At 45.5% G+C, this 26,930-nt stretch carries 23 protein-coding genes and 1 pseudogene; 14 read left to right on the forward strand and 10 right to left on the reverse strand.

Annotation, left to right across the window (positions count from 1 at the left end):
• Positions 1 to 630: 630 nt before the first annotated feature.
• The 5 genes from QUA16_RS25210 (at position 631) to QUA16_RS25230 (ending at position 5,539) form a co-directional block, all read left to right on the forward strand.
• Entirely contained in the window at positions 631 to 1,662 is a 1,032-nt protein-coding gene (locus tag QUA16_RS25210; RefSeq protein ID WP_333106834.1) for a glycosyltransferase family 2 protein, read from the forward strand.
• 128 nt (positions 1,663 to 1,790) lie between these two features.
• A complete protein-coding gene (locus QUA16_RS25215; protein WP_333106833.1) occupies positions 1,791 to 3,242 on the forward strand; it encodes an NAD(P)/FAD-dependent oxidoreductase in 1,452 nt (483 codons plus the stop codon).
• Positions 3,243 to 3,263: 21 nt separating this feature from the next.
• Entirely contained in the window at positions 3,264 to 3,935 is a 672-nt protein-coding gene (pnuC, locus tag QUA16_RS25220) for a nicotinamide riboside transporter PnuC (RefSeq protein ID WP_333106831.1), read from the forward strand.
• Entirely contained in the window at positions 3,932 to 4,921 is a 990-nt protein-coding gene (locus tag QUA16_RS25225; RefSeq protein WP_333106830.1) for an AAA family ATPase, read from the forward strand. The genes pnuC and QUA16_RS25225 overlap by 4 nt, the downstream gene beginning before the upstream one ends.
• Before the next feature lie 129 nt (positions 4,922 to 5,050).
• Positions 5,051 to 5,539 (forward strand): hypothetical protein, encoded by a 489-nt coding sequence (locus tag QUA16_RS25230; protein WP_333106828.1) that lies wholly within the window; start codon positions 5,051 to 5,053, stop codon positions 5,537 to 5,539.
• Positions 5,540 to 5,681: 142 nt separating this feature from the next.
• Here the strand turns inward: QUA16_RS25230 and QUA16_RS25235 are convergent, their stop codons facing one another.
• From QUA16_RS25235 to QUA16_RS25250, 4 genes are read right to left on the reverse strand one after another with little or no spacing between them, the layout of a single operon-like run.
• Entirely contained in the window at positions 5,682 to 6,038 is a 357-nt protein-coding gene (locus tag QUA16_RS25235; protein WP_333106827.1) for a HepT-like ribonuclease domain-containing protein, read from the reverse strand.
• Complete coding sequence (locus QUA16_RS25240; RefSeq protein WP_333106826.1) at positions 6,016 to 6,363, reverse strand: nucleotidyltransferase family protein; 348 nt, start codon at positions 6,361 to 6,363, stop codon at positions 6,016 to 6,018. Before QUA16_RS25240 ends, QUA16_RS25235 begins: the two co-directional genes overlap by 23 nt.
• Before the next feature lie 39 nt (positions 6,364 to 6,402).
• On the reverse strand, positions 6,403 to 6,915 hold the full coding sequence (locus tag QUA16_RS25245) for a GNAT family N-acetyltransferase (protein ID WP_333106825.1): 513 nt from the start codon (positions 6,913 to 6,915) through the stop codon (positions 6,403 to 6,405).
• Positions 6,906 to 7,202 carry a DUF1778 domain-containing protein gene (locus QUA16_RS25250; RefSeq protein ID WP_333106824.1) on the reverse strand — a complete coding sequence of 99 codons (297 nt, stop codon included), beginning with the start codon at positions 7,200 to 7,202 and terminating at the stop codon, positions 6,906 to 6,908. The genes QUA16_RS25245 and QUA16_RS25250 overlap by 10 nt, the downstream gene beginning before the upstream one ends.
• 329 nt (positions 7,203 to 7,531) lie before the next feature.
• Here QUA16_RS25250 and QUA16_RS25255 point away from each other — a divergent pair, with 329 nt between their 5' ends.
• The 3 genes and pseudogenes from QUA16_RS25255 to QUA16_RS25265 form a co-directional block, all read left to right on the forward strand.
• Entirely contained in the window at positions 7,532 to 8,893 is a 1,362-nt protein-coding gene (locus QUA16_RS25255) for a branched-chain amino acid ABC transporter substrate-binding protein (RefSeq protein WP_333181425.1), read from the forward strand.
• Positions 8,894 to 9,084: 191 nt separating this feature from the next.
• Positions 9,085 to 10,209 carry a branched-chain amino acid ABC transporter permease gene (locus QUA16_RS25260; RefSeq protein ID WP_333106822.1) on the forward strand — a complete coding sequence of 375 codons (1,125 nt, stop codon included), beginning with the start codon at positions 9,085 to 9,087 and terminating at the stop codon, positions 10,207 to 10,209.
• A 310-nt stretch (positions 10,210 to 10,519) separates the two neighbouring features.
• Positions 10,520 to 10,666 (forward strand): annotated as a pseudogene (locus QUA16_RS25265) (IS701 family transposase); the annotation flags it as partial.
• 327 nt (positions 10,667 to 10,993) lie between these two features.
• On the opposite strand, the gene QUA16_RS25270 reads toward QUA16_RS25265, so the two are convergent.
• Positions 10,994 to 12,640, reverse strand: a complete 1,647-nt coding sequence (locus tag QUA16_RS25270) for a glycosyltransferase family 39 protein (protein ID WP_333106820.1) — start codon at positions 12,638 to 12,640, stop codon at positions 10,994 to 10,996.
• 630 nt (positions 12,641 to 13,270) lie between these two features.
• A complete protein-coding gene (locus tag QUA16_RS25275) occupies positions 13,271 to 13,843 on the reverse strand; it encodes a Uma2 family endonuclease (RefSeq protein ID WP_333106818.1) in 573 nt (190 codons plus the stop codon).
• Between the two features lie 318 nt (positions 13,844 to 14,161).
• On the opposite strand from QUA16_RS25275, the gene QUA16_RS25280 reads away from it, so the two are divergent.
• From QUA16_RS25280 to QUA16_RS25290, 3 genes are all read left to right on the forward strand, one after another.
• Complete coding sequence (locus QUA16_RS25280) at positions 14,162 to 15,727, forward strand: ABC transporter permease subunit (RefSeq protein WP_333106817.1); 1,566 nt, start codon at positions 14,162 to 14,164, stop codon at positions 15,725 to 15,727.
• 143 nt (positions 15,728 to 15,870) lie between these two features.
• On the forward strand, positions 15,871 to 16,686 hold the full coding sequence (locus QUA16_RS25285; protein WP_333106816.1) for a class I SAM-dependent methyltransferase: 816 nt from the start codon (positions 15,871 to 15,873) through the stop codon (positions 16,684 to 16,686).
• Between the two features lie 83 nt (positions 16,687 to 16,769).
• On the forward strand, positions 16,770 to 17,549 hold the full coding sequence (locus QUA16_RS25290) for an ABC transporter ATP-binding protein (RefSeq protein ID WP_333106815.1): 780 nt from the start codon (positions 16,770 to 16,772) through the stop codon (positions 17,547 to 17,549).
• 238 nt (positions 17,550 to 17,787) lie between these two features.
• Here the strand turns inward: QUA16_RS25290 and QUA16_RS25295 are convergent, their stop codons facing one another.
• Complete coding sequence (locus QUA16_RS25295) at positions 17,788 to 18,636, reverse strand: PEP-CTERM sorting domain-containing protein (protein WP_333106814.1); 849 nt, start codon at positions 18,634 to 18,636, stop codon at positions 17,788 to 17,790.
• 324 nt (positions 18,637 to 18,960) lie between these two features.
• Here QUA16_RS25295 and QUA16_RS25300 point away from each other — a divergent pair, with 324 nt between their 5' ends.
• The 3 genes from QUA16_RS25300 to QUA16_RS25310 are packed head-to-tail and all read left to right on the forward strand — an operon-like array spanning position 18,961 to position 19,972.
• On the forward strand, positions 18,961 to 19,668 hold the full coding sequence (locus QUA16_RS25300) for an ABC transporter ATP-binding protein (RefSeq protein ID WP_006631855.1): 708 nt from the start codon (positions 18,961 to 18,963) through the stop codon (positions 19,666 to 19,668).
• Complete coding sequence (locus QUA16_RS25305; RefSeq protein WP_333106812.1) at positions 19,658 to 19,792, forward strand: hypothetical protein; 135 nt, start codon at positions 19,658 to 19,660, stop codon at positions 19,790 to 19,792. Before QUA16_RS25300 ends, QUA16_RS25305 begins: the two co-directional genes overlap by 11 nt.
• Positions 19,793 to 19,843: 51 nt before the next feature.
• Positions 19,844 to 19,972, forward strand: a complete 129-nt coding sequence (locus tag QUA16_RS25310; RefSeq protein WP_333106810.1) for a hypothetical protein — start codon at positions 19,844 to 19,846, stop codon at positions 19,970 to 19,972.
• A gap of 9 nt (positions 19,973 to 19,981) precedes the next feature.
• On the opposite strand, the gene QUA16_RS25315 is transcribed toward QUA16_RS25310, so the two are convergent.
• The 3 genes from QUA16_RS25315 to QUA16_RS25325 all read right to left on the reverse strand — a co-directional run bounded on the left by QUA16_RS25315 (position 19,982) and on the right by QUA16_RS25325 (position 26,672).
• Positions 19,982 to 25,477, reverse strand: coding sequence for a response regulator (locus tag QUA16_RS25315; RefSeq protein ID WP_333106808.1), 5,496 nt, complete (start codon positions 25,475 to 25,477; stop codon positions 19,982 to 19,984).
• A gap of 547 nt (positions 25,478 to 26,024) precedes the next feature.
• Positions 26,025 to 26,336, reverse strand: a complete 312-nt coding sequence (locus QUA16_RS25320) for a hypothetical protein (protein WP_333106806.1) — start codon at positions 26,334 to 26,336, stop codon at positions 26,025 to 26,027.
• A 12-nt stretch (positions 26,337 to 26,348) separates the two neighbouring features.
• Positions 26,349 to 26,672, reverse strand: coding sequence for a hypothetical protein (locus QUA16_RS25325; RefSeq protein WP_333106804.1), 324 nt, complete (start codon positions 26,670 to 26,672; stop codon positions 26,349 to 26,351).
• Between the last annotated feature and the right edge of the window lie 258 nt (positions 26,673 to 26,930).

Raw genomic sequence — 26,930 nt, forward strand, 5'->3', positions numbered from 1 at the left:
CTATTTGGTATTTTATCCATCATTACAACTATGTTTTGAGCCAATAAATATCTAATCACTACATATTTATTACTACCGGGTATGTTAGCAAATTACTAAAGCTCGATCGTACAGCGTCGGAAATTTTAAGACGTATATTTAAAATATATTGCCAAACGTTATAAAATGTGCGTTGAGTCCGCAGTCGCGATCGAGACTTGGTGCAGGAGTCACTAACTGATGAGGTCTGTAAAAGAAATTGTACCGCGCCAGTCTTGACAGTTCGCGGGTATCCGTATAAACAATGTTTGATTTTATACGGTGTACTTAGTTTTAAAATCAAAGTCTGGTGCATTGCAACACAGCCGCCCCAAAATGCTGCGGGGGCTTTTTCCGAAGTTTACACAAACAATCATATATTTAAAGATTTTGTAAAGCTGTTGTCTACATCAGGTCAGTCTCAGCAAGATATGGCGTAAAATACAGGTAAGAACGGGGCAAATCAAATCGAGAATACCAGAAAAAAATCGAGTTGAAGACACACAGAAATCGAGTTATAAATAAAAAAGTAGAGCTGATTTTACCCGTCGTAAAGTAGCATCAATAAAATTCCAGCAAATTTTAGCCCCTGCAATTTAAACAATTTAGGTAATGATTTCTACCGCCGACCCCACTGTATCCGTTATTATCCCAGTCCACAACGGGGGCGCTTACTTCCGCACCTGTTTGTCAAAACTGGCTCAAGCTGTGCCGAGGCCGATCGAGATTATTGTAGTAGCAGATGGCGAAAGCGACGGTTCCTGGCGTCTAGCCAAGGAATTCGGCGCCAAAGTCATCAGGATTCCCGAATGCGGAGGGCCAGCGCGGGCAAGGAATTTGGGTGCCCAAGCTGCAAAGGGAGATATTCTGTTTTTTGTGGATGCTGATGTCGCTGTTTGTCCAGAAGCTGTGGGCTATGCGATATCGGTGTTCAAAAATAATCCCTACTTAGCTGCTTTCATTGGCTCTTACGACGATGCTCCCGGAGATCCTGATTTTCTATCGCAGTACAGGAACTTGCTGCACCACTACGTGCACCAAACAGGTAACGAAGAAGCTTCGACTTTTTGGGGCGCTTGCGGAGTGATTCGCCGGGAAATTTTTTTGCAGATGGGCGGCTTTAATGAGAGTTACCGCCAAGCTTCGATCGAAGATATTGAGTTCGGCTACCGTTTGAAACAAGCAGGTTATAACATTCGGCTGTGCAAAACATTGCAGGTGAAGCATTTAAAGCGGTGGAAACCTATGGGGATGGTGAAAGCTGACTTTTTCTACCGAGCACTGCCTTGGACAGAACTGATTTGGCGCGATCGCCAATTGAATAACGACCTCAACTTGCAAGTTTCAAACCGCATCAGCGTGATTTTAACTTATGCAGTGCTGCTGGCAATTTTGGGGACTTGCTGGTCGCTGAGCTTTCTGCTAATGGCTGGTTTGCTCGCAATACCGCTGGTAGCAATTAATGCACCACTTTACCGATTTTTTTACCGTAAACACGGTATCCTATTTGCCCTGAAAACTATTCCGTGGCACTGGCTTTTCTACTTTTACAGCGGACTGGCATTCGCGATCGGTACGGGTCGCTACTTATACCAAAAAAAGCCTGTGACTGGCAAAGTTAGCTTGCCGGTATCCGCTCAATAAATCAAGGCAAATTGTGCTTAAACCTCATGTCGCTCGATCGTTTCTCAGGGTATTCACGGGTGCATCTATTATTGTGGCAAGTTATAAATAACTGTATAGTTTGGATCAAAAAGCTGGAGGTAGGCTGAGTGAAACATTATCCTGTTGCGATCGTCGGTGCAGGCCCTGCGGGCTTGACTGCTGCCTACGAGCTAGTCAAGCAAGGCATTATCCCTGTCGTACTAGAAAAAGGTGATAAAGTTGGGGGAATAGCTCGCACAGAAACCTACAAAGGCTATCGTTTCGACATTGGCGGCCACCGCTTTTATACTAAAGTTGAAGCCGTGCAGCAGTTGTGGCAAGAGGTGCTGGGAAATGAGTTTATTAAAGTGCCGCGATTGTCGCGTATTTTTTACCGAGGGAAATTTTTTAACTATCCGATCAGTGCCTTCAATACTCTCTTTAACTTGGGAATAATTGAGAGTACGCTGATTATTTTGAGTTATCTGAAAGTGAGAATTTGGCCACTTACGGAAGAAAAAACTTTTGAACAATGGGTGATCAATCGTTTTGGCGAACGCTTGTATAAAACATTTTTTAAGACTTACACTGAAAAAGTTTGGGGCATTCCTTGTTCGGAAATTCAAGCAGATTGGGCGGCACAGCGGATTAAAGGATTGTCGCTGACGACAGCAATTATTAATGCTTTGTTTGGCAGCAACGACACTAAAACATTAATCAAAGAGTTTGATTATCCGGCTTTGGGGCCGGGGATGATGTGGGAAAAGTTCGCGGAAGCTGTGGAGAATAAAGACGGCAAAGTTTATCTCGATACTAAAGTGATTAGCTTTGAGCGTGAAGGTAATAAGATTAAAAGTATTACTGCGGAGCAAAACGGAGAATTAGTTCAATATTCTGCTGATAATTTCATTACGAGTATGCCGATATCGGCGCTGGTAGCAAGAATGAAACCGCAGCCCCCCGAAGAGGTATTGCACGCCGCGCGATCGCTCAAATATCGAGATTTTTTGATTGTAGCGCTGATTGTCGATCGCAAGGATTTGTTTCCTGACAACTGGATTTACATTCACTCCCCCGAAGTCAAAGTTGGACGAATTCAAAACTTTAAGAATTGGAGCGCCGCTTTAGTTCCCGATGCCAGCAAAAGTTGTTTAGGAATGGAATATTTCTGTAGCGTAGGCGACGAGATTTGGGAAATGTCGGACGCGGAACTTATCGAATTAGCAACTCGCGAGTTGGTGGGTTTGGGGTTAGCAACAACTGCTGAGGTGCAAGATGGAGTTGTCATACGGCAACTTAAAGCTTATCCCGTTTATGATGGGGAATATCGAGGACACTTGCAGGTACTTGAAGGTTTTTTGAAGGGATTTGAGAATTTGCAGACGATCGGGCGAAACGGTATGCACCGATACAACAACCAAGACCATTCCATGCTGACGGGGATGCTGGCTGTGAGAAATATTCTCGGCGAAAAGCACGATTTGTGGGATGTGAATACTGAGCGATCGTACTATGAAGATTTTTCAGTCGATCGCTCAAAAGAAAAAAGCGATTCGGATTTGATTTCGCAGTCAATATAGCCAGCCAAAATAGGGATTGCCATGAAAAAAGCGAACCTGCCAAACTTAATCGGCTTCGCAGCAAGCATCTTCGTGCTCGTGCTTTCAGTGCAGTGGTTTGTCCCTATCCAACTCGACTTAATCGAAGCGATCGCCGCGATCGCTTCTGCTTGGAGCGTTTGGCTGCTTGCTAAAAACAATCCCCTAGGCTGGTGGATCGGCTTAATCGGAGTTATCGCCTACGCTGCGGTGTTTTATCAAGTTAAACTTTACGGCGAAGTTGCGATTCAATTCTTCTATTTAATCACGAGCTTGCAAGCAATTTATATTTGGCTGCGGGGGGGCGAAAACAGCACAGAAAAACCTGTATGTCGCATAAACCAACGGTGGATCATCCTCACCGCAGTCTTAGTTACAGTTGGCGTGTTTGGCTTGCGAACAGTATTAGTATATTTGGGCGGTGCGGCACCATTTTGGGACGCCCTGACCACCATCTTAAGCGCGAGCGCCCAGTTGTACCTGATGGAACGCTATCTCGAAAGCTGGTATTTGTGGATTATTGCAGACACGATTTACGTTCCCTTGTATGCCTCACGCGGGCTATATCTGACGAGTATTTTGTACGCGATATTTTGGTTGATGGCAATTTACGGACTGCAAAATTTTCAGCGGATTTACTCGGAACAAAAGTTAAAACAGCAGCAATCTTTATGATACTCGGTGTTACTGTAGGCAAATTTTACCCCTTCCACAAAGGACACGACTACTTAATTCGAGAAGCTAAAAAAAAGGTTGACCGTTTAATCGTTCTGGCTTGTTACAAAACAAATCAAGCAGTTGCAGGAAGCGTTAGAGCCGACTGGATTCGGTTTTTGCATCCCGATGCAGAAGTTATCGAAGTGCTCGACGATTTGCCGGAAGCCCCCGAACCTTGGGCTCAGAGGACTCTTGAGGTGCTTTCCGGGCGAAAACCCGATATCGCTTTTACTTCCGAAGATTACGGCGAACCTTGGGCAAAACTGATGGGATCTCAATACTGTGCAGTCGATCGCGAACGGCTCAAATTCCCGATTTCTGGCACGCAATTGCGATCGCACCTAGCCGAACACTGGCAAATGCTGACTCCCCCAGCCAAGGCTTACTTTGCCAAACGAGTCTGCGTGCTGGGTGTAGAATCGAGTGGCACGACTACCCTGGCACGATCGCTCGCACAGCACTACCAAACTGCTTGGGTTCCCGAATACGGCAGGTGTTACTGGGAAGGCAGGCAATATTCGCCCGATCCTGAAATTTGGGACAGCTATGAATTTGTAGAAATTGCCAAGAAACAAGCTGCTATAGAAGACGATATTGCTACTCGCGCTAACAAAGTCGTTATCTGCGATACAGATTCTTTAGCTACTTGTATTTGGCACAAACGTTACCTTGGTTCAGAACACCCGATGGTCGAGCAAATAGCAGACAGCCGCCGCTACGATTTGTATATTTTGACTCAGCCGGATTTCGGGTTTGTTCAGGATGGAACGCGAGAAAGCGAACATTTACGAATGACTATGCACCAGTGGTTTGTTGAGGTTCTTCAGCAGAAAGGAAAGCGGCATATTACTGTGGGAGGAGCGCACGAGTTGCGAATGTTGGAGGCTCTGCGGGCGATCGATTCACTGTTGGTGTTTGAACCGTTAAAGGAGCTAGAGAATTAGGAATAAGTCGAGTGCGAGCGCGCACCTTTTATTTGCGGGCGATCGCTCTTTTGAAATATCTCTGGCTTCTCTAGATATCTATTAGAATAGTCGAATTAGGCGGTTAAAAGGATTGCAGGGAAACGATTCATGAAACTCACGGATTTGCCCCAAGATGTTCTCGATGATTTATGTCAGGATCAACAGTGGCGATTAGATATCGATCCAGGATTTGACAGCAAACACGAATTTTGGATGGCGTGGCATCATTTTCTCAAGTTACCGCAGGAATCCTACTTTGAGATATCCGAAGATAGTCTGGCAGATTTTCTCACAGTCCAAGAGTATAACCTGCTGCTGCCAGTGCCGCGATCGCACCATGCCAGCATCCATCCCATTCGATTGATTCCGAGTGCTGACCAACAGACACTCACCCTGTTTCTTCAGGACTCTTACCATCGTGATTGGTTCACAAAGCCCAGCGATGCCCGTTATGGATTTCTGGCGATCTGCGATCGCTACCAGAAGTTTGGTTGCGATTTCTATCTTGCCAGCTATTATCATTTCGCTTACCTCCTCGGAAACGATTACGAAGTGGCTGTAGCGATTCTTACTAAAAAATTAGGTCAGCTACCGTAGTTGATGTCCGATTGAATGATATCGATTAAGATTATTTTGTAGTGAGGACTTTAGTCCTTCGATCCGGCGGACTAAAGTCCTCACTACAAACCGGATCGATCGCCCTCAAGCGCTAAGCGGAGGAATTTGACCGGGCATGATATCAAATATCATCGGGTAACGGTGGCAGTAATGCCTCTATTTGCACCAGCAAACCAGGCAAAATACTTGTAACGATATTCCAAATAACTTCCGAACTCACTTGGTCATAGCGATGAACCAAAATATTTCGTAAGTTAATCGCATTTCGCCAATCAATTTCGGGATGGAACTGCTGAAACTCGCTCGAAACTCTGCGAGCTGCTTCGCCCAAAATCCCCAACTGCCGCTCTACGGCACTTTGCATAAAAACACTTTCAAGGTAAGTGTCGCAAGAGGCATCAGCAGTAAACTCCTGAATCCGACGGATTGCTTGCGCCATGTCCCAAAGTGAAGCTCTATCCCGATCGCCCGCTTGCATAAATCACTCGATAGGTTTTCAAAATGTTCGATCGCCGATAGGGATTTTTTAACAGCTTTTTTTCCACCAAATCTACAGATCGCTGAAATAAATGCTCTATCTCTTCCTGCATACCCAATAAATGAGACAGCGTGAGGCGGTGGGATGGCTCGTAAGTAACTAATACATCCACATCGCTATCAGGGCGAAAATCATCCCGCAGCACTGAGCCAAACAGGGCAAACTCGACAATGTTCCAGCGCTGGCAAAATTGCGCGATCGCATCCAGAGAGACTTTTAATCGATCGGTCACTACATATTCTAAATCTGATTGCAACTCAATCATCCGCGAGTCAACCTCCAACGAGAGCAAATAATGTCTGAGCTAAAGTGAAGCAATGGCATCGCTAACTTTCACCATGAGTGTCATCGGATCGATCGGCGAAACAGTAAACCCGCACTTCTGATAAAACTGCTTCGCATCTTCCGAAATAGCCTGTACGAGAATTGCCCGTATCCCTGCAATCTCAGCAGCTTGCAAAGTGCGAAGAATTGCATCCCGCAGCAAAGCGCGTCCGATGCCGAGGCCTTGCCAGTTGCGATCGCAGGCAAGCCGTCCAATCACCATAACAGGAATCGGATCGGGCATATTGCGTCCGACTTTACTCGTTGCAGCCGTTTGTGCTATTGCTCCATTTGCAAGACAATAGTACGCAATGACTGCTTGGCGATCGCACAAAACATAAGTCCGTGAAGCTCCCTCTGACTCATTTTTTAGAGCGCGGCGCTTGAGCCATTCATCTAACTGACTGTTGCCTGAATCAAAGCTCTCAATTTGATGTAACGAGTTCAGTTTTTCAGGCGGGCAGAGTTGGTCTAAATCTCGATCTAATCCCACGGAGATTTTGTTTTTAGTAATGCGTTTAGCTTCAGATTTGGCGTCGGCGGTGCATCGAGCAACGCCAAAAATTGCTTGAATTTAAGTTCATCTAACCCAAAAAAACAGCGGTCTAGAAGAACATCTTGAGCTTTTTGGTAAGCTGATTCAAGCATGAACTCCGATCGGCTCTTTCCCTGTAATTGGGCCGCGCGATCGATGAGAGCGCGTTGATTCGGCTTAGCTCGAATGTTGATTGTCACATCGCGGGTCTGGCTGACTGATTCTTCAGATGCTGGCGGGTGCATAACAGTTACCTCTGGCTAGACACAGTAGTAATTTGAGCTAGTAGCCCTAGCATATTTATATTATGATTTTTTGTATACACAATGTCAACACATATACTGAAATCTGCGATCGCGGATCTAGTTAACCGCGAGGGAATCGTGAACTCACGCATTGTACAGGCAGCCCCCGCCGCCGCTGATACAGGATCGATCGGCCTAAGTCCTGATGTTGCCTTTCTAGGTCTGTTTTTGATAGTTGACACAAATTTTTTAAACTTGTGCTAACTCTTGACTACATACTGACTAGAGTGAAAAATATGCAAAAACGCCAGCAACAAACCAACCAACCTATGAACTTTTCACAAAAATCAGCGGGCAAAAGTCCCACATCCACAAAAACCAACCCAACACAGAATCTGGGCGCCTCCAGGTTGCGGAAATTACTTTTTGCCGCCGGAATAGCCTCTCTGTGCGCTAGCTGTCAAAATCCTCAAGCACCCACCGCCACAACTCCCGGAGGCAGCCCCGGAACCAGTCCCGCAGCCACTCCCGTCGCAGTCAGCAGCCCCGGAGACCCAAATACTGTCAAAATTGTCTCCATGCTGCCGATGACAGGCAGTGCCTTGGGTCAAGCTCAAACAATGGTCAACGGCATCCAACAAGCCCTCGCCGAAACCAACTCCAAAGCTTGCGACGGCAAAATCAAAATCCAATACGAAGTTTACGATGACGCCACCGCCGCCGCCGGCAAATGGGACCCGGCCCAAGTAACCTCGAACTCCAACAAAGCCGTGGCTGACGGTTCGGTAGTTGCCGTCATCGGTCACTATAACTCCGGTGCCGCCAAACTTTCCATTCCCGTGCTCAACCAAGCTAACATCGTCATGATCAGTCCGGCTAACACTTATCCGGGACTGACTAAACCAGGAAAAGGCGAACCCAAAGAACCCAACGTTTATTATCCCGCTGGGACTCGCAATTTCACCCGCGTTGTCCCGGCTGACGACCTTCAAGGGGCTGTAGCTGGCAACTGGGCGAAATCTTTAGGCGTACAAAAAGTCTACATTCTCGACGACCAAGAACTCTACGGCAAAGGCATCGCTGATGTTTTTGAAGCCACTGCTAAAAAGTTGGGAATTCAAGTCCTCGGAAGAGAGGGAATTGATATTAAAGCTAGCGACTACAAGGCGTTAATGAATAAGATCAAAGCTTTAAATCCCGACATGATTTACTTTGGAGGCACTACTCAGAGCAACGCCGGACAAATAATTAAAGACATGAGAAATGTCGGAATGACGCCTGATGCAGTTAAGTTCATGGGGCCCGACGGCATTAAAGAGCAAGCTTTAATTGACGCGGCAGGCAAAGATGCCGAAGGAGTTTACGCTACTTTTGGTGGCTTGCCTCCTCAAGAATTGACTGGTGCGGGCGCGAAGTGGTACACAAGTTACAAGGCAAAATATAATGCTGAACCGGAAGCTTATGCAGCTTACGCCTATGAAGCTGCTAAAGTGGCGATCGGCGCAATTAATAAAGTTTGCAAAAATGACCGCGCTGCTATCCGCGAAGCTGTCTTGGCAACTAAAGACTTTAACGGGGTACTCGGCACTTGGAGTTTTGACACCAACGGCGACACGAGCTTGACTACAATGTCAGGAAATGTTGTTAAAGGTGGCAAGTGGGAGTTCGTGAATGCGCTCAAGACGGAATAATTAGTCAGTTGTCAGTTGACTGTTGACTGTTGTCAGTTGACTGTTGGCTGTTGTCAGTAGTGATTTTAACTGGTTCCTAAGCAGAGCCTAGGAACCAATGTCACTCTTGGTCTGCTGGGCTTTCCGATCCGAAAAATTGGAGGTAGAGCCTCCGAATCCGCGTTTCTAATATCGGCCTAGAAACGAGTAGAATGAATGTTCCTAATGCCCAATTTCCCATTCCCCAATTACGAATAATTATGAAAAACTGGAAAAGTATTCTCTTATATCTAGGTGTAGTTTATATAGTTTTGCTATTAGGCCCGATCGCAGGATTTGATTTGCCAAAAATAGTTGGAGAAATAGCCAGCAATCCTGAAGTTTTTATCCAACAATTATTAGTCGGTCTTGTCAACGGCGCGCTAATTGCAATTATTGCTTTGGGTTACACTATGGTTTATGGCATTATTGAGTTAATCAATTTTGCTCACGGCGATTTATATATGTTGGGGGCTTTTGCTTCCCTAACTGTGTTCGGGGCTTTTGGGATGCAAGATGGCGCACCTTTAGGTATTGCTATACCGGTGATGTTAGTTGCTTTAATTGTATGTTCGGTGTTTTGTGCTGGGCTGAATATTGTTGTGGAAAAGTATGCTTATCGACCTTTGCGAAATGCTCCCCGTTTGGCTCCTTTAATTTCGGCAATTGGAGTTTCTTTTATTTTTCAAAATATGGGGCTGTTTTGGGGAGGATTGAAAGCTTTTATTCCCGTAATGGGTTCTAATTCTGCTGCGCCGAAAAGCTTTCCCGATTTGTTACCGCGAGTTGATATTTTCAAAGCTTTGGGAATTCAAACGAGTATTGTATTTACTACAAAAGATTTAATTGTGTTGGTGGTGGCGGTGGTATTGATGGTTTTGCTTCACGTGTTTGTGCAGTACACTCGTCTGGGAAAGGCGATGCGGGCAACTGCTCAAAGCCGCGATGCTGCTAAAATTATGGGAATTAATGTGGATCAGATTATTGCTCTGACTTTTTTGATTGGGGGAGCTTTGGCGGGTTCGGCGGGGATTCTGGTTGGTCTGTACAACAATACTATTGTTTTTACGATGGGGTTTACGGCGGGTTTGAGGGCTTTTACGGCGGCGGTTTTGGGGGGGATTGGCAATATTGTCGGGGCGATGTTAGGAGGGGTTTTGATTGGGTTGCTGTCGTCTTTGAGCGATCAGTATTTGTCGAGCCGCTGGACTAATGCTTGGGTGTTTGGGGTGTTGGTGGTAATTTTGGCTTTTCGGCCAGGGGGCTTGTTAGGCGAGAATGTTCAGGAGAAGGTTTGAAGTTGCACGGGTGAAATAATGGCAAGAGATACTTATCGGGGCTTAAACAAAAAATACGAGCTAAATCAGTTCTAATGCTTGAAGAGCAAGCATATAACGTTAAAGAATGAGCAATGAAAGAGACGACTCCCGCCGCGATGCCCCCCTGCTTTGATAAATGGTGTCAAAGATTTGACGATACAGCGTATTCCCGGTTTATGAAGTACACCGCGCTCTCACGGGGTTTCTTTAGAGTTCTCGCATCATTACTGATTCTGTTGCTCGAAACCCGGTTGATCGCGATCTACATCTACATGGAATATGCTGTATCTTTGATCATCAAGCCCAAAAACGGGAGTTTAGGAACTATTTAGGCGGATTATTGGGATATCGGGAGCGAAAAAACCTCTCGCAGATGGTGGAAAACGCCGTCGGAGTAACTTACCACAAATTACACCATTTTTTAACGGCCGCGCCCTGACGGGGTTGTCAACCGATCAGCAATTTGATATTATTGATAGCCATTGCTTAAAGTTGTGCTGTGATTCAAGGTCAAAAAATCAAGACAATGGGAATTGAAAAATAGGTGGGTAGGTTAACTCAATACGGGCTATCCATACGTCGCCATAGTAGTTTTTAGATTCGATTATACGGCCAATGTTGGGCCGAGCGTTGCGGAGGGAGTTGGCATGGAATGCAAGTCATTCGATTTTAGATTTTAGATTTTAGATTTTGGATTGACCCACTCACTCATGCCATCTCAACAATCTACTCCCGACAAATAAGACCCCAAAGTCTCATGGTTCTAGCGCTTGGTTGTTTTAATTTTGGGAGGAATTCGATAAATCACCCAGTTGGGTGTTTCCTGATAGAGTTCCAATGTTTTTTGAATGTATGCAACCAATTTTGGGTTATCTTTTGCAATTTGATTATTGCCATATTTAACAATTCCCATCCAATCTGCTCCCTGGGTAATCAAATCTTCCAAGATAGCAATTAAAGTATCATCTGTTATTGGATATTGCCAATAAATACTATTTTTTTTCATGCTCTCTTGAAGACTCGAAGGAGGATTGTCCCAATAAGTTGCAGGAGGAAAAATCCAGCCACGTCGTTGACTATAATAGATAGCAACGGGATCTCCACCTCCACTATTAGCTATAGTAACAACAAGGTCATTTGGTTGACTTATTTTCTGTAAAGCTATCCCTAGTTCGTAGCCATCTTTTGCCCAAGGAGAAAAGCACCATATATTTAACTGTCTATAACTAATTCCAGAAATGATTAGTAGTATTGCCGTTATCACTGCTAATGCTGAAGATGAACCTCCGACTCGCTTGGCGAATGAAGCAATTACTATCAGGGCATTTCCGGCTAGAGCGGCGGCCGCTGGGTTGATAATATTTAAGTTAGAGAAATTTGTAACTAGCTGTTGAGCACCAATGAAGTAATAAATGGCAAAAGCAAGTATCCACCAATGAAACATCCATGGTACTCGTACAGCTATATTACTTGGCTGCTGCTCTGATTCTTGAGTAGGAACTTTATAATTAGGGGGAACGAATAAACCAATAGCCACAAGAAGCATAATCGGATATGTCCAAACCCACCGAGAAATAAGATGATAAAGTTGAGGAATAAAATATTTCTTTTGTAACCATTTTTGTAACCCATCATCCCAGAGCCAGTTCCTACTGCCAGCAAAATGGTAAGGCGGATAGGTGATAGAAAGATGCCTAGCCCACCAATAATAGGCAATTACTGCCATCAGAACTAAAATGGCTGCTATTCCAATTGTTATCAGTTTTTTCGGGCGCCGTAATCGTCGATGATCTAAGACAAAAAATATTGTATAGAGCATCGGAATACCAATCATTAAACCTGGTAGTTTGGTTAAAAAGCCCCAAATTGCAAAGAGGGTGGCAAGTAATAAATAGTACCAGCGGTCAGTTTGTAGGTAAGCAATCAGCATCCAGAAACTTGTGACAACTAATGCCACCATTGCTGGGTCGGGAAGGAAAGATCGATCCACATATATATGGCCGGGAAAAATTGCGAGAATTGCGGCACTCATAAGAGCGCGATCCCGATCCCAAATACGCGAAACTAACTGATAGAAGGCAAATATTCCCCACAAGCTAAACAGGACAACGACGCTGCGTCCCACCCAATCATGCTGTCCCAATAAAGTATAGAGAAGGGCTGTAATATAAGTAACTGTTTGAAATTCCCGTCCATTATAGCTAGGCCCAGGCCCATCCCAGCTAACTTCAGGGTAGAAGATATTCCAATTTCTGCGATAGAAATTTTCGGCCATCATGGCTGTGCTTGACTGCCGCCAACTAAAGCTATCAATAAATGGCTGATTGATATTAATCAATCGCAAAATAGCTGCCACTACAAGAATTGATATCAGGAGATAAGTGGTGTTCCTATAAATTGGAATTTTCATTTGATATCTGATGATATAAAAAAATATCTGACCTGTAAAGCTACGCAGTAAGCTAGTGGAACCTAGACAAGGGCAGCGCTAGCTAACTAACTTTACACCTTGGAAGATATCTTGGTCAAGTGGAGTACGCTAACCAGGAAAGAGGGGGAGCCTTCACAGCCTGTTCCCCCAAAAGGTTGCAGGTTCTCTCCTGCCTAATTCTTGTTTTAATTGTCTGATATCGAGTTGTGCTTGAAAATTCGGCGTTGCTGATTTACGGTATGAAAGACTAAATATGCAAATCATAGAAACCTGTATCCACAAAGCTTAGGGATTTTCCACTTATTTTTTTCATACCCTGATTAAGAATAGTCCGGACAGTTTTTATATAGCCCAATGGCTTATTCTCGGTTGACTTCGCAGCCCCTGTGGATAATTAAATCAATGTCAGATCCACCCCGCTCGTTGCATTTAATTGGACTTTATTTATGCTCCTTGCGCCGCGTAAGCTTGTAGTCTCGTTCCAAAAACTGTCCGGAGTATTGGATTAAGCAACTCCAAAAATACTTAATGGGGCGATCGGCAAGATTAAATTTTTCTTTCCAAGTATAAGATAGCGCTTCTCAATTGAGTGGAATACTGTACGCCCAATTAAATATTCCCTGGTTTGAGCCAGCCAAAAACTTCGCCTAAAGTCAACTGCATTTCCGGCATAAATTTGGGCGTCGGGAGTATATCTGTTGGTTCTTGCAATGCAATCGGTTGCTGCCCTGCAGGATAGGCTAAAATGTTTTTTTCATCGGGATCGAGCAACCAACCCATCTGACAACCGGCATTCAAACAGTGCAAAATATTGTTTGTGACTTTGGTTTGGCTTTGGGCTGGGGACAAAATTTCTATTGTCCAGTCTGGGTGAGCATTAAATGTATTGGCAATTTCGCCGTCAGCGTCTAGGGGAATGCGATTCCAAACAAAAATCGCGACATCGGGCACAATAGAACGTCCACCAAACGTGCAGCGAAGTTCTGGTAGGGCTAGGGCAATTTGCGGTTTCTCTGCGATGTCGTTGGTGACTGTTACGAGTCTGCCTTGTAGTTTGCTGTGTTTTCCTTGTGGCATAGGTTTTTGGACGATCGCACCTTTGATGTATTCGCTAGCGGGTGTGGTTTCTGCCAGTTGCAAAAACTCGTCCAGGGTGATAGTTTTTTGAGGTGTTTGTACCATATAGCGATCGCCCGTTTGAAGTGTGTTGGGGTAACAGTTCCAGTATATTTGAAGTTTCGTCACTTTTGGTGCAATAATCGAACTCAAAAGACTCTAAACTGTAGCTAGCCCGATCGACCGTTTCCACGATAAGCAGTCGATCGAGTTGCTTGAGGTCAGGCAGAAGTTCGCACTACCCGCGTCAGTCGCATCTATAACTGGGATTCCTAGCATTTTTTCATCTAACTAATAACTAATGACTAATGACTAATGACTAATGACTAATGACTAATGACTAATGACTAATGACTAATGACTAATGACTAATAACTTCTTCCTATGTCAAAAAAAATAATTAATGCGATCAAATCGACTGGTATTTTAGGGGCGATCGCCTCTTTGACTGTTTTGTTATTCGGCGGTTGGAGCGGCACTGTGATCGGCTGGCTGATGGGTACGGCTGCGGGCTTTATGAGCTGTCGGGATCAGAAGGTTTACAGCCCGAAAATGGGTGCTGCGATCGGCAGTTTAGCCGGTTTGGGATTGGGAGTTTGGCTGTTAGTTGCGAGTGTGGTAGAAGGGGTTTTGATTAGACCTTTGTCTGGTCAACCTGCTGTTGCTTTGCCGACGACGCTGCTGTACGGGATTTGCAGTTTGACGATCGCAATTTTGACAGCTACGTTAATGGGTGCTTTGCAGGGTTTGCAGGGGGAACGCCAGCGACTGGCAACTCTGGTGACATTAGCTTTTATTCTAATTCTGTTTCCGTTTATCGACATTCAGGCTCAGACTGGCTGGATTGCTACTGTAGTACAGATTCAAATCTTTATTATGTTGGCGCTGGGTTTGAATATTACTGTGGGTTTTGCGGGTTTGTTGGATTTGGGATATGCGGCGTTTTTTGCGATCGGCGCTTACACGACGGCTTTGCTATCTTCTGGACAGTTAAATATTGCTTGGAACTTTTGGGTGGTACTGCCGATAGCCGCCGGTGTAGCTGCGATCGCGGGCGTAATCCTGGGTATTCCGACACTGCGGCTCAAGGGCGATTATTTGGCGATTGTTACCCTCGGTTTTGGCGAAATTATCCCGGTTGTCTTTAGGAATTTAACCGCGATTCGGATCGACGAACCAGTCTCGAAGATTGTTGCGGCTGTGTTGGGTAAACCCGAGTTGGTGCTGTGTCTGGTTGGGTGCGATCGACCTTTTAACCTCACCGGCGGCGAAGCGGGAATAAACCCGATCGGGCGTCCATCTCTCCCCATCGTCGGCACTTTCAGCACCGGCAACTACTTTCCCTGGTACTACCTAATTTTACTGTTAGTTGTCTTCGCTTACTTCATGATTTCGCGGCTGCGAGATTCCCGCTTGGGGAGGGCGTGGAATGCCATGCGCGAAGATGAATTAGCGGCTAGTGCGATGGGGATTAACCTGGTCAAAACCAAACTTTCGGCTTTTGCGATGGGAGCGACGTTTTCGGGCTTTGCAGGCGCGTTTTACGCCGCCTATATCAGCGCAATTTTTCCCAGCGTTTTCGATTTCTCGGTGTCGGTAATCATCCTGTGTATGGTGATTTTAGGCGGTTTGGGCAACATGACCGGGGTGATTTTGGGGGCTATCATTATCATGTCTGCCGATCGACTTTATCTGCCACAATTAGCGCAAGTCCTCAAGGGTTTTCTGAATACTTTTGTACTCCCCAGGATTGCAATTCCCCAGTTGCGAGACTTTCTGGCAACCAGTTTAGACCCGATTCAAATGCGCTTATTTCTATTCGGCCTAACTCTTGTTGTCATGATGCTCGTGCGGCCGGAGGGACTGATTCCTGATAAAATACACCAAGCTGAACTGCATTCGGATGCTGAAGCGAGCAATGAGTCTTTAGCAGATGCGAGAAGTCAATAAGTAGGTAAGGGCAAAAACCATAGTATTTTGTAGGCGGGTTTAGCTAAGAATCTAGGATGCAAGGGAGTTTAGGGGTGTAAAAAACCCGTCCCCATCTAATGTTTATTTGTAACCAAATACTTAGTAAGGGTGAAAGATTAGCCATGAAAAATGTAACTGGTACTGCTTTTATCGTTGCGGAATTTAGAGCAGAAGAGAATGAAGAGGCAATTCCTCTTTACACTGATAATGTAGTCCAAATCTGGCTGAATGAGGAAACAAAAGAAATAGCTGCCAAAATATCTCAAAACTCTCCCGCAGCCAAAGAAATGGTTAAGTTGCGGACTAAATATTTTGATGATGTTTTGTCTAATCAAATTTTAGGAGGTTGCAAGCAAGTAGTTATTTTAGGTTCGGGTTTGGATACTCGCGCTGCTAGAATTAATGGCGAAAAAGTAATTTATTTTGAAATAGAAGATCGCGCGACTCTTCAATTAAAAGAAGAAAGTCTCAAAGCCAACAAAGTTACTGCCAATGTTCGCTACCTTCCCGGCGATTACGTAAAAGACGGTTTAATCTCCTTGCTGAAACAGAGTGAATTTGATTTCGATCGACCGACATATTTTTTGTGGGAAGGCAACACTACTTTGGTTGATAAAAAAGATGTAATATTTGTGTTAGAACAAATTCGCGACAATGTTCCTAATTTTCGAGTGTCCTTTGATTATATGTCGGAAAAGGTGATTTTGAGAACGACGGGCTACCAAGATATCAATGATTACATAGATAAATACGAAAGTATGTATGCACCGTGGATTACTGGGTTTGAAAAGATTGCAACTTTGGCTGACGAACTCCATCTCAAAGTTATTGAAAACTTTTCGACTGCCGATTTACACGCACAATATCGCCCTGACCGTTCGCTAGAATCTAATCTTTTTAAGTTTTACTTTGTTTGTACTTTAGAGAATATGTCCTAAAATATCCCAAATTGACTCGCGTGCGTGAAAGCTCGCGAGTATCCCGCTTGCACTCCTCTACAATATTAGGAATCACCACAAAAATGTCATTATTAGAAGCACAGCAACTTACAATGCGATTCGGCGGTTTGACTGCCGTCAACCAGGTTAGTTTAACATTGGAAAAAGGCTCGATCGCCAGTTTGATCGGCCCCAACGGTGCGGGCAAAACTACTTTTTTTAATATGCTTACGGGTATTTACAAACCGAGCGGCGGTCAGTTGCTTTTGGAACAGAAGAATATAACGGGTTTACCTCCGGATCGCCTGACAACTTTCGGCATTGCTAGAACTTTTCAAAATATCCGCTTGTTTAACAACATGACTGTGCTGGATAATGTTTTAGTAGGTAGACACTGCCGATTAAAAACAGGTTTGTTGGGTGCAATCCTCCGCCCTCCTGCTGCGAATCTGGAGGAGCGGGAAGCTAAAATAAAAGCGCTCACTATGCTTGATTTTGTCGGTTTAGGTGTTGCTAAAGCGCCGGAGTTGGCAAAAAACCTTTCCTACGGCGACCAGCGGAGATTGGAAATTGCCAGGGCTTTGGCTTCCGATCCGAAAGTGCTGCTTTTGGACGAACCGACTGCCGGGATGAACCCGAACGAAACGGCTGATTTAACTCGCTTTATTTACCGGATTCGCGATGAGTTGAAGTTGAGTATTTTGCTGATTGAACATGATATGAAAGTGGTGATGGGAATTAGCGATCGCGTGAGTGTTATGGAGTACGGTACTAAAATTGCTGAGGGAACTCCCGATCAAGTTCGCGCCGATCCTCGCGTAATTGAGGCATATTTGGGAAAAGAAGAAGATGGACATGGATAATAGGTATTGTGTGCCGACAGATAAGTGAGGTTGGCCGTGCGTATCCTCGGAAGAAGCGATAGAATTTCCTGCCAATTAACCAAAATAAAATTAGGGGCGGGTTTCACCAAAAATCTATCATTCAAACCGATAATATTTATCAACCCGCCCAGGCCTAAAGCATTTTATAACGAGCAATTCAACGGAAACGAGAGGATGTGCGCCTCGCACAGCCTACGGATTAATATTTGGGGTTTTCCTAAACTTTTGATTTGACTTCCGACATTTGTTTATTGTGTTTTCTCTGCCTGATAAACAATCCTAAAAATATTGCAGTACCTAATACTGTGTTCGGTTCGGGAACTGCTTCTGCTTCTGCTTCTGCTTCTGCCTTTGCGATATTGTTTTTAACTTCTACTAACCTTAAGTTAGTGGCGCTATTGAATGTCCGCGAATATACCCCAGAAGTATAAAGGAGGCTAGCAGCTGCACTTTCTAGAGCCAGAAAATTAAAGTTAATTTGTGTGGGTTTAAAGCTGTTGCTAACCAAGGCATTTGCATAAAAGCCATTAGAAGAGTCTAAACCGATGGCCAATTGAAAAGAGTCTAACAAAATGTTAGTAACAGTGTTAATCACCCAGAAAGATATACTGCCATTCGCCCTGGCGCGTTCGGATGGGGGGTTGTCAACTGATGTTAAAAGAGCTAAAAATGTCTGATAATTGAACGAAAAAGTTTCTTCGGCATCAATGAAGAAGTCGCCGATCACTGCTGCTTGACTTTGGGCTAAACCGGAATAGTTATTCCCGCTGCCTATGACTGCACTTTGCGAGAGATTTGCTGCCAGCAATTCGTGGCAGTTAGATATAAAAAATGCCTTAGCTTTCGCTTTACTAATGACTGCACCGTTGTTAGCTATTGTCTCAGCCTTAGTGTTAGTAGATGTACCTGTGTCAGTGGGTGTGTGACTGAAGTTGTCAATCGTTACTGCTGCGGCAGAACCGGCTATTGTGGCAGCACGGCTGGGCGCTATACCTACACTCAAGCTGGTTACTAAAGGAGTTGCTAATAAAAATGCGATCGCCCCGGTACTGTGATGTAATTTCATGGTATATCTCCTTAAATTTGAAAATTGAAAAATTTTAAGTGCTGTTATTGGTAAGTTGTAGTGGTTGGTTGCGCTTACGTATCAATACTAGCTATATACTTAGAGATTTTTGTAAAGCTACTGTCAAGAAATCTTGTGTTTAAGTAAAAATTATGTAAAGTTGGTCGCCACAGCTACTAAAAATACATTGTATGGGAGCTAGGGCTGGCGTTGATCTAAGTAAAATTACTGCTTACTCTAAAAAAGCTTGATTTTAAATAAATGCAATAAAATTTTATAATTAGCCGGGATAATATAATAAAGCACAAAGCAGAAAGAGTAATTATGTTGGAAATTAAAGACATACACACCTACTACGGAAATATCCACGCTCTCAAAGGAGTATCGCTAACAGTCTCGCAGGGAGAAGTTGTGACATTAATCGGCAGCAACGGGGCGGGGAAAACTACAACTCTCCGCACGATTCAAGGACTGCTGCGCCCGCGCCAAGGCACTGTATTATTTGAGGGAAAGCCTTTAGAAGCACTATCTACAGAGGCGATCGTCCGTTTGGGGATTTCTCAAAGTCCCGAAGGGCGGTTAATTTTTCCGCGCATGACGGTGCAAGAAAACCTGGAAATGGGTGCTTATCTCCGCAACGATACTCTCGGTATCAAGTCAGATATGGAAAAAGCATTAAATTTATTTCCCCGTTTGCGAGAAAGAATTAGTCAAAAAGGGGGAACTCTCAGCGGCGGCGAACAGCAAATGTTGGCGATCGCCCGCGCTTTGATGTCGCGCCCCCGCTTGTTATTATTGGACGAGCCGAGTATGGGATTGGCACCGATGTTAGTCAGTCAAATTTTTGCGATCGTCCGCGATATTAATGCTGAAGGAACAACTATTTTACTCGTGGAACAAAACGCCCGCATGGCTTTAAGTGTAGCCCACCGCGGCTATGTCATCCAAACCGGTCAGGTTGTAGTCGCTGGTACTGCTAGCGATTTGCAGTCAAATGAAACTGTTCGCAAAGCATATTTAGGTGAAAGTTAAATATGGGCATTGGGCATGGGGCATGGGGCATGGGGCATGGGGCATGGGGCATGGGGCATGGGGCATGGGGCATGGGGCATGGGGCATTGGGCATTGGGCATTGGTTATTGAAACTGACAACTAACAACCAAAAACCAACAAATAACAAATAATATCGTTTCCGCTTGCATCGGTATTGTTCAAACAGTCAACAGTCAACAGTCAACAGTCAACAGTCAACAGTCAACAGTCAACTGTCAACTGTCAACTGTCAACAGTCAACAGTCAACAGTCAACAATTCCGGAGGAGTGCAACCGGAATTGATATAACAAATTACCCTATTTGCGATCGCAACTTCCCCGTTTCCAATTCCGTCTCAAAAGCCGCCCGCACCTTTTCCCACTCCGCTTGGGCTTCCAACAGGCGATCGCGCGCCGTACTCACATCAAAAACCTGTTCCCCTCCAGACTCAACCGCCGCGCGACCCATATACTCCAACTCCTTGCAAACAGCAGAAAAAGACACGGCTCCTAAATTGGCGCTGCTCGACTTCAGCGTGTGAGAAGCCAGCTTCAAACTATCAGCATCGCCCAGAAAAATAGCCTCCTTAATAGTTTCTAAATGTTGCGGTGCGTCTACCAAATATATCTTAATCAGCTCCCCCAAAAAATCGGGGTCTTCATCATCGTCTAGCTCGCGGAGATTTTGCAAAATATGAAAATCAATCGGCGAATCGGCTCCCAGTTGAACGCTCGAAGATGCCGCAGTATCACTGTCAATGTCATCAGAAATATCTTGATTGTTTTCCTCTGTTACCGCATCCAATTCATCCCGAATCAGAGGTGAACACTTGCTCAAGGCGATCGCCAACTCTTCCCGGCGTACCGGCTTAGTAATATAATCGTCCATACCTGCTTCCAGACACTTTTCGCGATCGCCCTGCATCGCATTAGCAGTCATCGCAATAATTCTCGGCTTCTTGTTAGCCGGCCATTCCTGACAAATGCGGCGCGTCGCTTCCAACCCATCCATATTCGGCATCTGCACATCCATCAGCACAACATCGTAAGATTGCCGCTTCAGGGCCTCCAAAACCTCCAACCCATTAGCCGCAATATCAGCCCGATATCCTATCCTGTCGAGTAAATGCGTAGCGACTTTTTGATTTACCACATTGTCCTCAGCCAGCAAAATCCGAATCTGACTAGAATTAGTTCCATCCTGTCCGGCAGAATTCGCCGCCACCTGCCTCAAAACAGCAGGCGTCCGCTGCACGCGGTGTTGTTCTTGAGAATTTTCAAAATACTTCAATCCCGAAGTCAAAGTCACCACATTTGAAGCTTCTCCCCTGCCGCTTCTGCCAGTAACATATCCAAAAACTTGCAGCAACACATTATAAAACTGGGACTGTTTTAAAGGCTTAGTTAAAAAAGCAGAAAAATGTACTTCTGTAGTTTCCAGTTTTTTCCAAACTTCCGCCTTACTCAAATAAGTAAACAGCACCAAAGGTAGTGCTATTTTGCGAGGGTTTTGAACTTTGATGACATTCGGATTTAGACCCTCGTCGCCGGACAAATTGCTCAGCTCAAATTTCCGAATCTCCACAGCCAAAGCCACACCGTCCATATCTGGTAGATTCATGGCCAAAATAGCTAAATCGAGCGGCGAGTTTCCTTTGATGATTTCCAAAGCCTCAGCACCCGAAGTTACAGCCACGGGTATCATTCCCCAAGACTCTGCCTGCCGGATCAAAACTTGCCGATTAATGGCATGATGCTCAACAATTAACAAGCGCTTACCAGCGGCGAATTCGGGTCTTTTTTCCTCAGCCACGATGTCATTCGCTTCAGCAGTCACCGTGAAATAAAAAATCGAACCCGAACCCGATATCGACGGCGAAGTAAATTCTGCAGGCGACCTTCCAGCGATACTTTGTCCGATCGCAGAAACTCCCGGTTGAGACTTAGAACTTCCCGGACTTACCTGGCTGACGACCCACATTGTACCGCCCATCATATCGCTCAAACGCTGGCTGATAGCCAGTCCCAAACCCGTCCCGCCGTAATGTCGCGTTGTCGAAGCATCCACCTGCGAAAAAGCTTTAAACAGGCGATCCATCCGGTCTGGCGGAATGCCAATTCCCGTATCTTGGACAGCAAATTGAATCTCGTATTGTTTGCTACGTGCCAACTCTCCCTGGTTAATTGCTAGCAGTTGTGGCGCTAAAATATTAATTTTATCGGGCGAACTGTTAGCAGCTACCGGTTCAATTTGCCTAGCCGTACAGCACACCACAATTTCTCCAGATTCTGTAAACTTAACTGCATTGCCCAGGAGATTTACCAAAATTTGGCGCAGCCTTGTGACATCTCCTAAAATGTTTTTCGGAACAGAATTATCAATAAAGTAAGCCAGCTCTAAACCTTTTTCTGAGGCTCTCGGAGCCAGTAATTCCAGAGATTCTTCTATACAGTTTTGCAGCTCGAAGGGGCTGCGTTCCAAATCCAATTTTCCCGATTCAATCTTGGAAAAGTCGAGAATATCGTTAATAATAGTCAGCAAAGCATCGCCGCTGGTACGAATTGTCTCGACAAAATCCCGCTGTTCAGGAGTTAGTTCCATATCCAGCAGCAAGCCCGTCATCCCGATGACCGCATTCATCGGAGTGCGGATTTCGTGACTCATAGTCGCTAAAAATTCGCTCTTAGCTCTATTAGCAACTTCCGCCGCTTGTCGTGCTTGATCCAAAGCTTCATTTTGCTCGGCTAACTGCCGCTGTCGCTGAACTTCGGTTTCTAAAAGTTGTGCTTGAGCTAAGGTAATTCCGACTTGCGCGGCAACATCTTCTAATAGTTCAATTTCGTCGGGATTCCACTGGCGAGTTGCATCGCACTGGTGCAAAGTAATAATTCCATTCGGTTCTCCTTGATAGGAAGTGCGAACAGCCAACATAGATTTTAATCCGATGCGGCGGCACATCGGCCCCGAAGATTCCAGCAAAGGATCGGCAAACACATCGGGAGATGCCAGGGCTATATCTTCAGCGAGCAGTTTTTCTGTGTAGGGGTTATAAGTGACAGAAAGTTCTAAATCTAAAGCCGATTCGTGACCGGGTTCTAAGTATTCCGCGACGCAAGGAAGATGGGGATAAGGTTCGGAAAGATAGGTGTGAATTGTACAGCGATTGACACCAAATACGCGGCCGATTTGGGTGGCGGTAGTTTGAAAAATTTCTTGAGTGTCTAAGGTCGATCGCACTTTTTGAGTAATTTGTTTGAGTAGTAAAACGCGCTGGTACTGACGTTGCAAAGTTCGCTCTCGCTCTTCGCGGGCAATTTCTGCGCCGATGTAATTGCCCATCAACTTTAAAATTTCAAAATTCAGCGGTTTAAAAGGAGATTTAGTGGTGCGGGAAGTAAAGCTCAAAGTACCATAAACTCGCCCTTGCACTATTACCCTCGTCCCCACAAAAGCCTCCAACTTGCGGACACTGTAGGCGGGGTGGTTGCGCCACTGAGTAGTGCCGGCTGATTCGACAGAAATAGGTTCGCTCGATCGCAAAACCTCTCGCTCAAAGGTTCTGCTCAAAGCAAAACCGTCTCCTTTAGCAAATCCAAAGGGAAAATCTTCCGGTACATAAGCCGAAATCACTTCGTAGCGATCGCCCAAAACCCTGCCCAACAGCCCGATATCCATCCCAAACTGACTACAGCCCATTGCCAGCAACCGGATCGTTCGATCGTCAAAAGAGCCTTCCGAGGTCACCATTACCTCGTAGAGCGATCGAATTGCCCGCTCACTTTCCCGCAGTTCCTCAACTCCTTCGAGGCGGTTGTAGACATCGTGCAAAGTCCCGAAAATGCCCGCTATTTCCCCTTGGGAATTCCGGCGCACTTGGGCAAATAGTTCCACGGAAACAAAGCCGGAATTACTGTGAATTCCCAAGGAGTTTTTCTCCGAAACAGACTTAGACTTAAATCGCAGTTCTCGCCGTTCAAATTCCGACTTCCCGGACAGCAAAGACTCCAATAAATTTGCACATTGCTCGCGCTCATCTGGATGCACCCACTCTAAAAAATTAGTTTGCAAACTTTCGGAAACCGCATAATTCGTAATTTCCGTCCAAGCGCGGTTGAGGAATTTCCAAACCCCCGCCGCATCTATGTGAAAAATTACTGTTGCTTTCAAAGAGTCAAATAGATGGAATTGTTCTCGATCCTGCTCCCGGTTTTTGACTTCAAACTGCTTGTTTAGAGTAATATCTGTATGAGTTCCTACTACCCGCAGCGGTTTGCCAGTAACGCTGCGTAAAACTTGACCTCGGTTGAGCACCCAGACAGTGCTGCCGTCTTTACAGTACATCCGATATTCTGCTGCAAAATCCGGTGTCTTTTGGGCGAAGTGTTCTTCTAAAGCTGCCTTTACCGAGTCAATATCATCTCGGTGGATGCGACTCCACCATTCCGATCGGCGATTCGAGATTTCCCCTTCTTGGTAGCCCAGCATTTCTTGCCACCGCGCCGAATAAAAAAACTCATCTGTTTCGAGATTCCAGTCCCAAATCCCCTGATTGTTGACGGCAGGGGGGAGATTTGGCCGCTCTACGAAACTGTGGTGAGAAATTTCAGCCATCTCGTGGCTATTTGCTGCTGTCCGCTGTATTTCTGCTGAGAGTTTTTTGTATTGAGCGTGGCTAGATTCTAGCTGGCGCTGCAAAGCGATCAAGCCAGAATGCAGAGATTTTGAATCCAGCGCTTGTAAAAGGATAGTTTTAGGATTGATAATCCCGATCGGGTGATTTGTTTCGTTAATGACTAATAAAGGCAACTGGCAGTAGTGTTTTTGCAGCAGCGCGACGGCTGCTTCGAGGCTAGAGTGCGATCGCACCAGCGGTGGCGAACTGCTGCAAATCGCTCCGGCTTTAATTTTGTTAGAGTCTCTTCCCAGGGCCTGCAACTGCACGATATCCCGCGAACTTACCACCCCAACCAGTTTGTGAATGTTGGGATTTGTAAATTTGGAATTGTGAGCCCCACCAGTCGAGTGTTGATCGGGGGTTTCAGTGATTAATACATAACTAACATTGTGTCTAAACATCAGTTGCGCTAAATAGCGAACCGAAGAATTAGCAGGAGCGTGAATTATTCGTGAGCCTGCTATTTGAGGAATTTGATAAAGTTTAATTAAACTTGCAGGTAGCTCTACTTTCTGATGCACAATTGGCAGCGGCGGAGGGAACGCGAAAGCCGCAGGTGGCGAAGCGCTGCTAATTGCTTTTGGTGTCGGTTCCCCAATTCCCTGCAACAAAAGCACCAAGCTTTGAGAGCTAATTAAACCGACAAGTTCTTCAGCCTCGCTGACGACGGGCAAATGGCTGATCTGATTTTTCTCCAGCAGATTAGCTAAGGCAAAAAAGTCGGGAATTTCCGATTCTCGGGCTACAGTTACGCTTCTGATCATGATTTGCTCGATCGCAAATCCGCTCAAAGCAGCGCCGATCGAATTTAGCTGTACGACATCTCGCGTTGTAAAAATCCCCAGCACTGTCTGGCCGCCTGCATAGGGAGCTTTTGAGCCGTTGAGACGCAGCCCGTTGCCTCCTGCGTGTATCACACGCGGTATGCCGTTGTAGAAACCCGACTGTTCCCGCAATTGTGGGGAAGTCCCGTTCGTGGGATTTCCGAATTGAGAATTCCCGCGCGGTTCTACCACGAGGACGTAACTGGCTCCTGTGCTACTCATCAGCTCGATCGCCTTTTCTACGGGCGTCTCAGGGGTGACGGTGAGGGGATTGCGGTTGATGACCTGACTGAGGGAGGGAATAAACATCAGGGGGCATAAAAGTGATATTTGTTGGAAAAACCCGATCGCGAGCAGCAGGTTGATTGAGAGGCTTTACCCGCGAGATTTCCAAGCGCGCTCAAAGTTTCTGTACGATTAAACTTACCCCTACTTCCAGCATCTTGGCATTTAAAATTAATTCCGTGCCATATCCTGATAATTGACGGCTTCTGACTTTCAGAACCAATGCTATCTGCCAGAGGGCTAGATGAAGGCGGGCGGGCAATTCCTCGCCTAGCCTAACTGCTGCGGGTTTACGAGCAAGAATTTCTGCGATTGTCTAGACTGCACCCTACTTTCTGCCCCTCAACGGAACTCTCGCTCGCATTCTGTTTGAGGCAAGATACCTGCACCCTACCAATTTACCAGCGACAGGAGGGGAATCACAACATGACATTTAGGTATTGCAACTGTGCAATTGGGGGTTCGAGGGTTCCAAGGTTCCAGGGTTCCAGGGCCAAACAGGCAGAAAATAAATAATTCTGAGCATAACTAATTCTATCGTATCGCAATTATGACCAAGAGGATTTGAGCTTCAATTCTGGCGATCGAACTTGATGAGAATAGCGCTGTTCCCCGCCAGTGCAAAACTCGCATTGCCGCCCTTGGGCCTTAAGCTACCAAGAACCTCATCCATTCTTTTAGAACTGAACTCCCGCACCGTGCCATTACCAGTTTTTATCAGCTCCGAAATATCAGCCTTAACAGTGTAAGATGTTGCTCGATAGTTGACAACCCGCCCGTAAACATTTTTGCTAGCATCAAGAGTTGCAACTGCCATTAAATCCGAACTGTTAGTGATAGGAAAAAACGTAGCTTTCTCGCCCTGCAAAGCCCTAATTCCCATCCGCAAAGCATACTAGCCCGCGCGCCGTTTTCCCCCGTCCCCTAGCAAACCTTCCGCCCCTGCGGGCTTGCCCCAGTCGTACAAACAGAATATGTGACTGCCGTCAATATAATTATCCCCCGGTTGGGAACCTCGAATCAAATTCTTAATTAAATTTAAAGCTAAAGATAAATCGCCGTAGCTAATTTCGTAACTTCCCCATTCTCCTACCCAAAGCTGCGAGTTAGCGCGGACAGTACCGTTAATCCAGCCGCGCAGTTTGCGGGTGTAGTTAGAAATATCTGCATCGTAGTTGTGGACATTGACTGTATCGAAATAATTCGGTATTTCGTGCAAAGCACTAGCCGGCTAATTGCTGCCGCCTACGGTTTTCGGGCCGTGGATGCGGTAAGTGCGATCGGGCAAATAAGTTTTATAAACAAAGTCGCTCGCATCTTTTGCCACCTTAACCAATTCAAAATAGTCAGCCCTAGGGCATCGGTACAGTATTAGATATTGACAAAACCGGGTAGATATAGTATGTGAATTGAGGAGCCTGTTAAATTCTCACCATCAGAAAGAAAGAAAAAACCCTATGCGTCCTCCCTTATGGCA

This window comes from Microcoleus sp. S13_C3 (assembly GCF_036700905.1).
Classification (GTDB): domain Bacteria; phylum Cyanobacteriota; class Cyanobacteriia; order Cyanobacteriales; family Microcoleaceae; genus Microcoleus.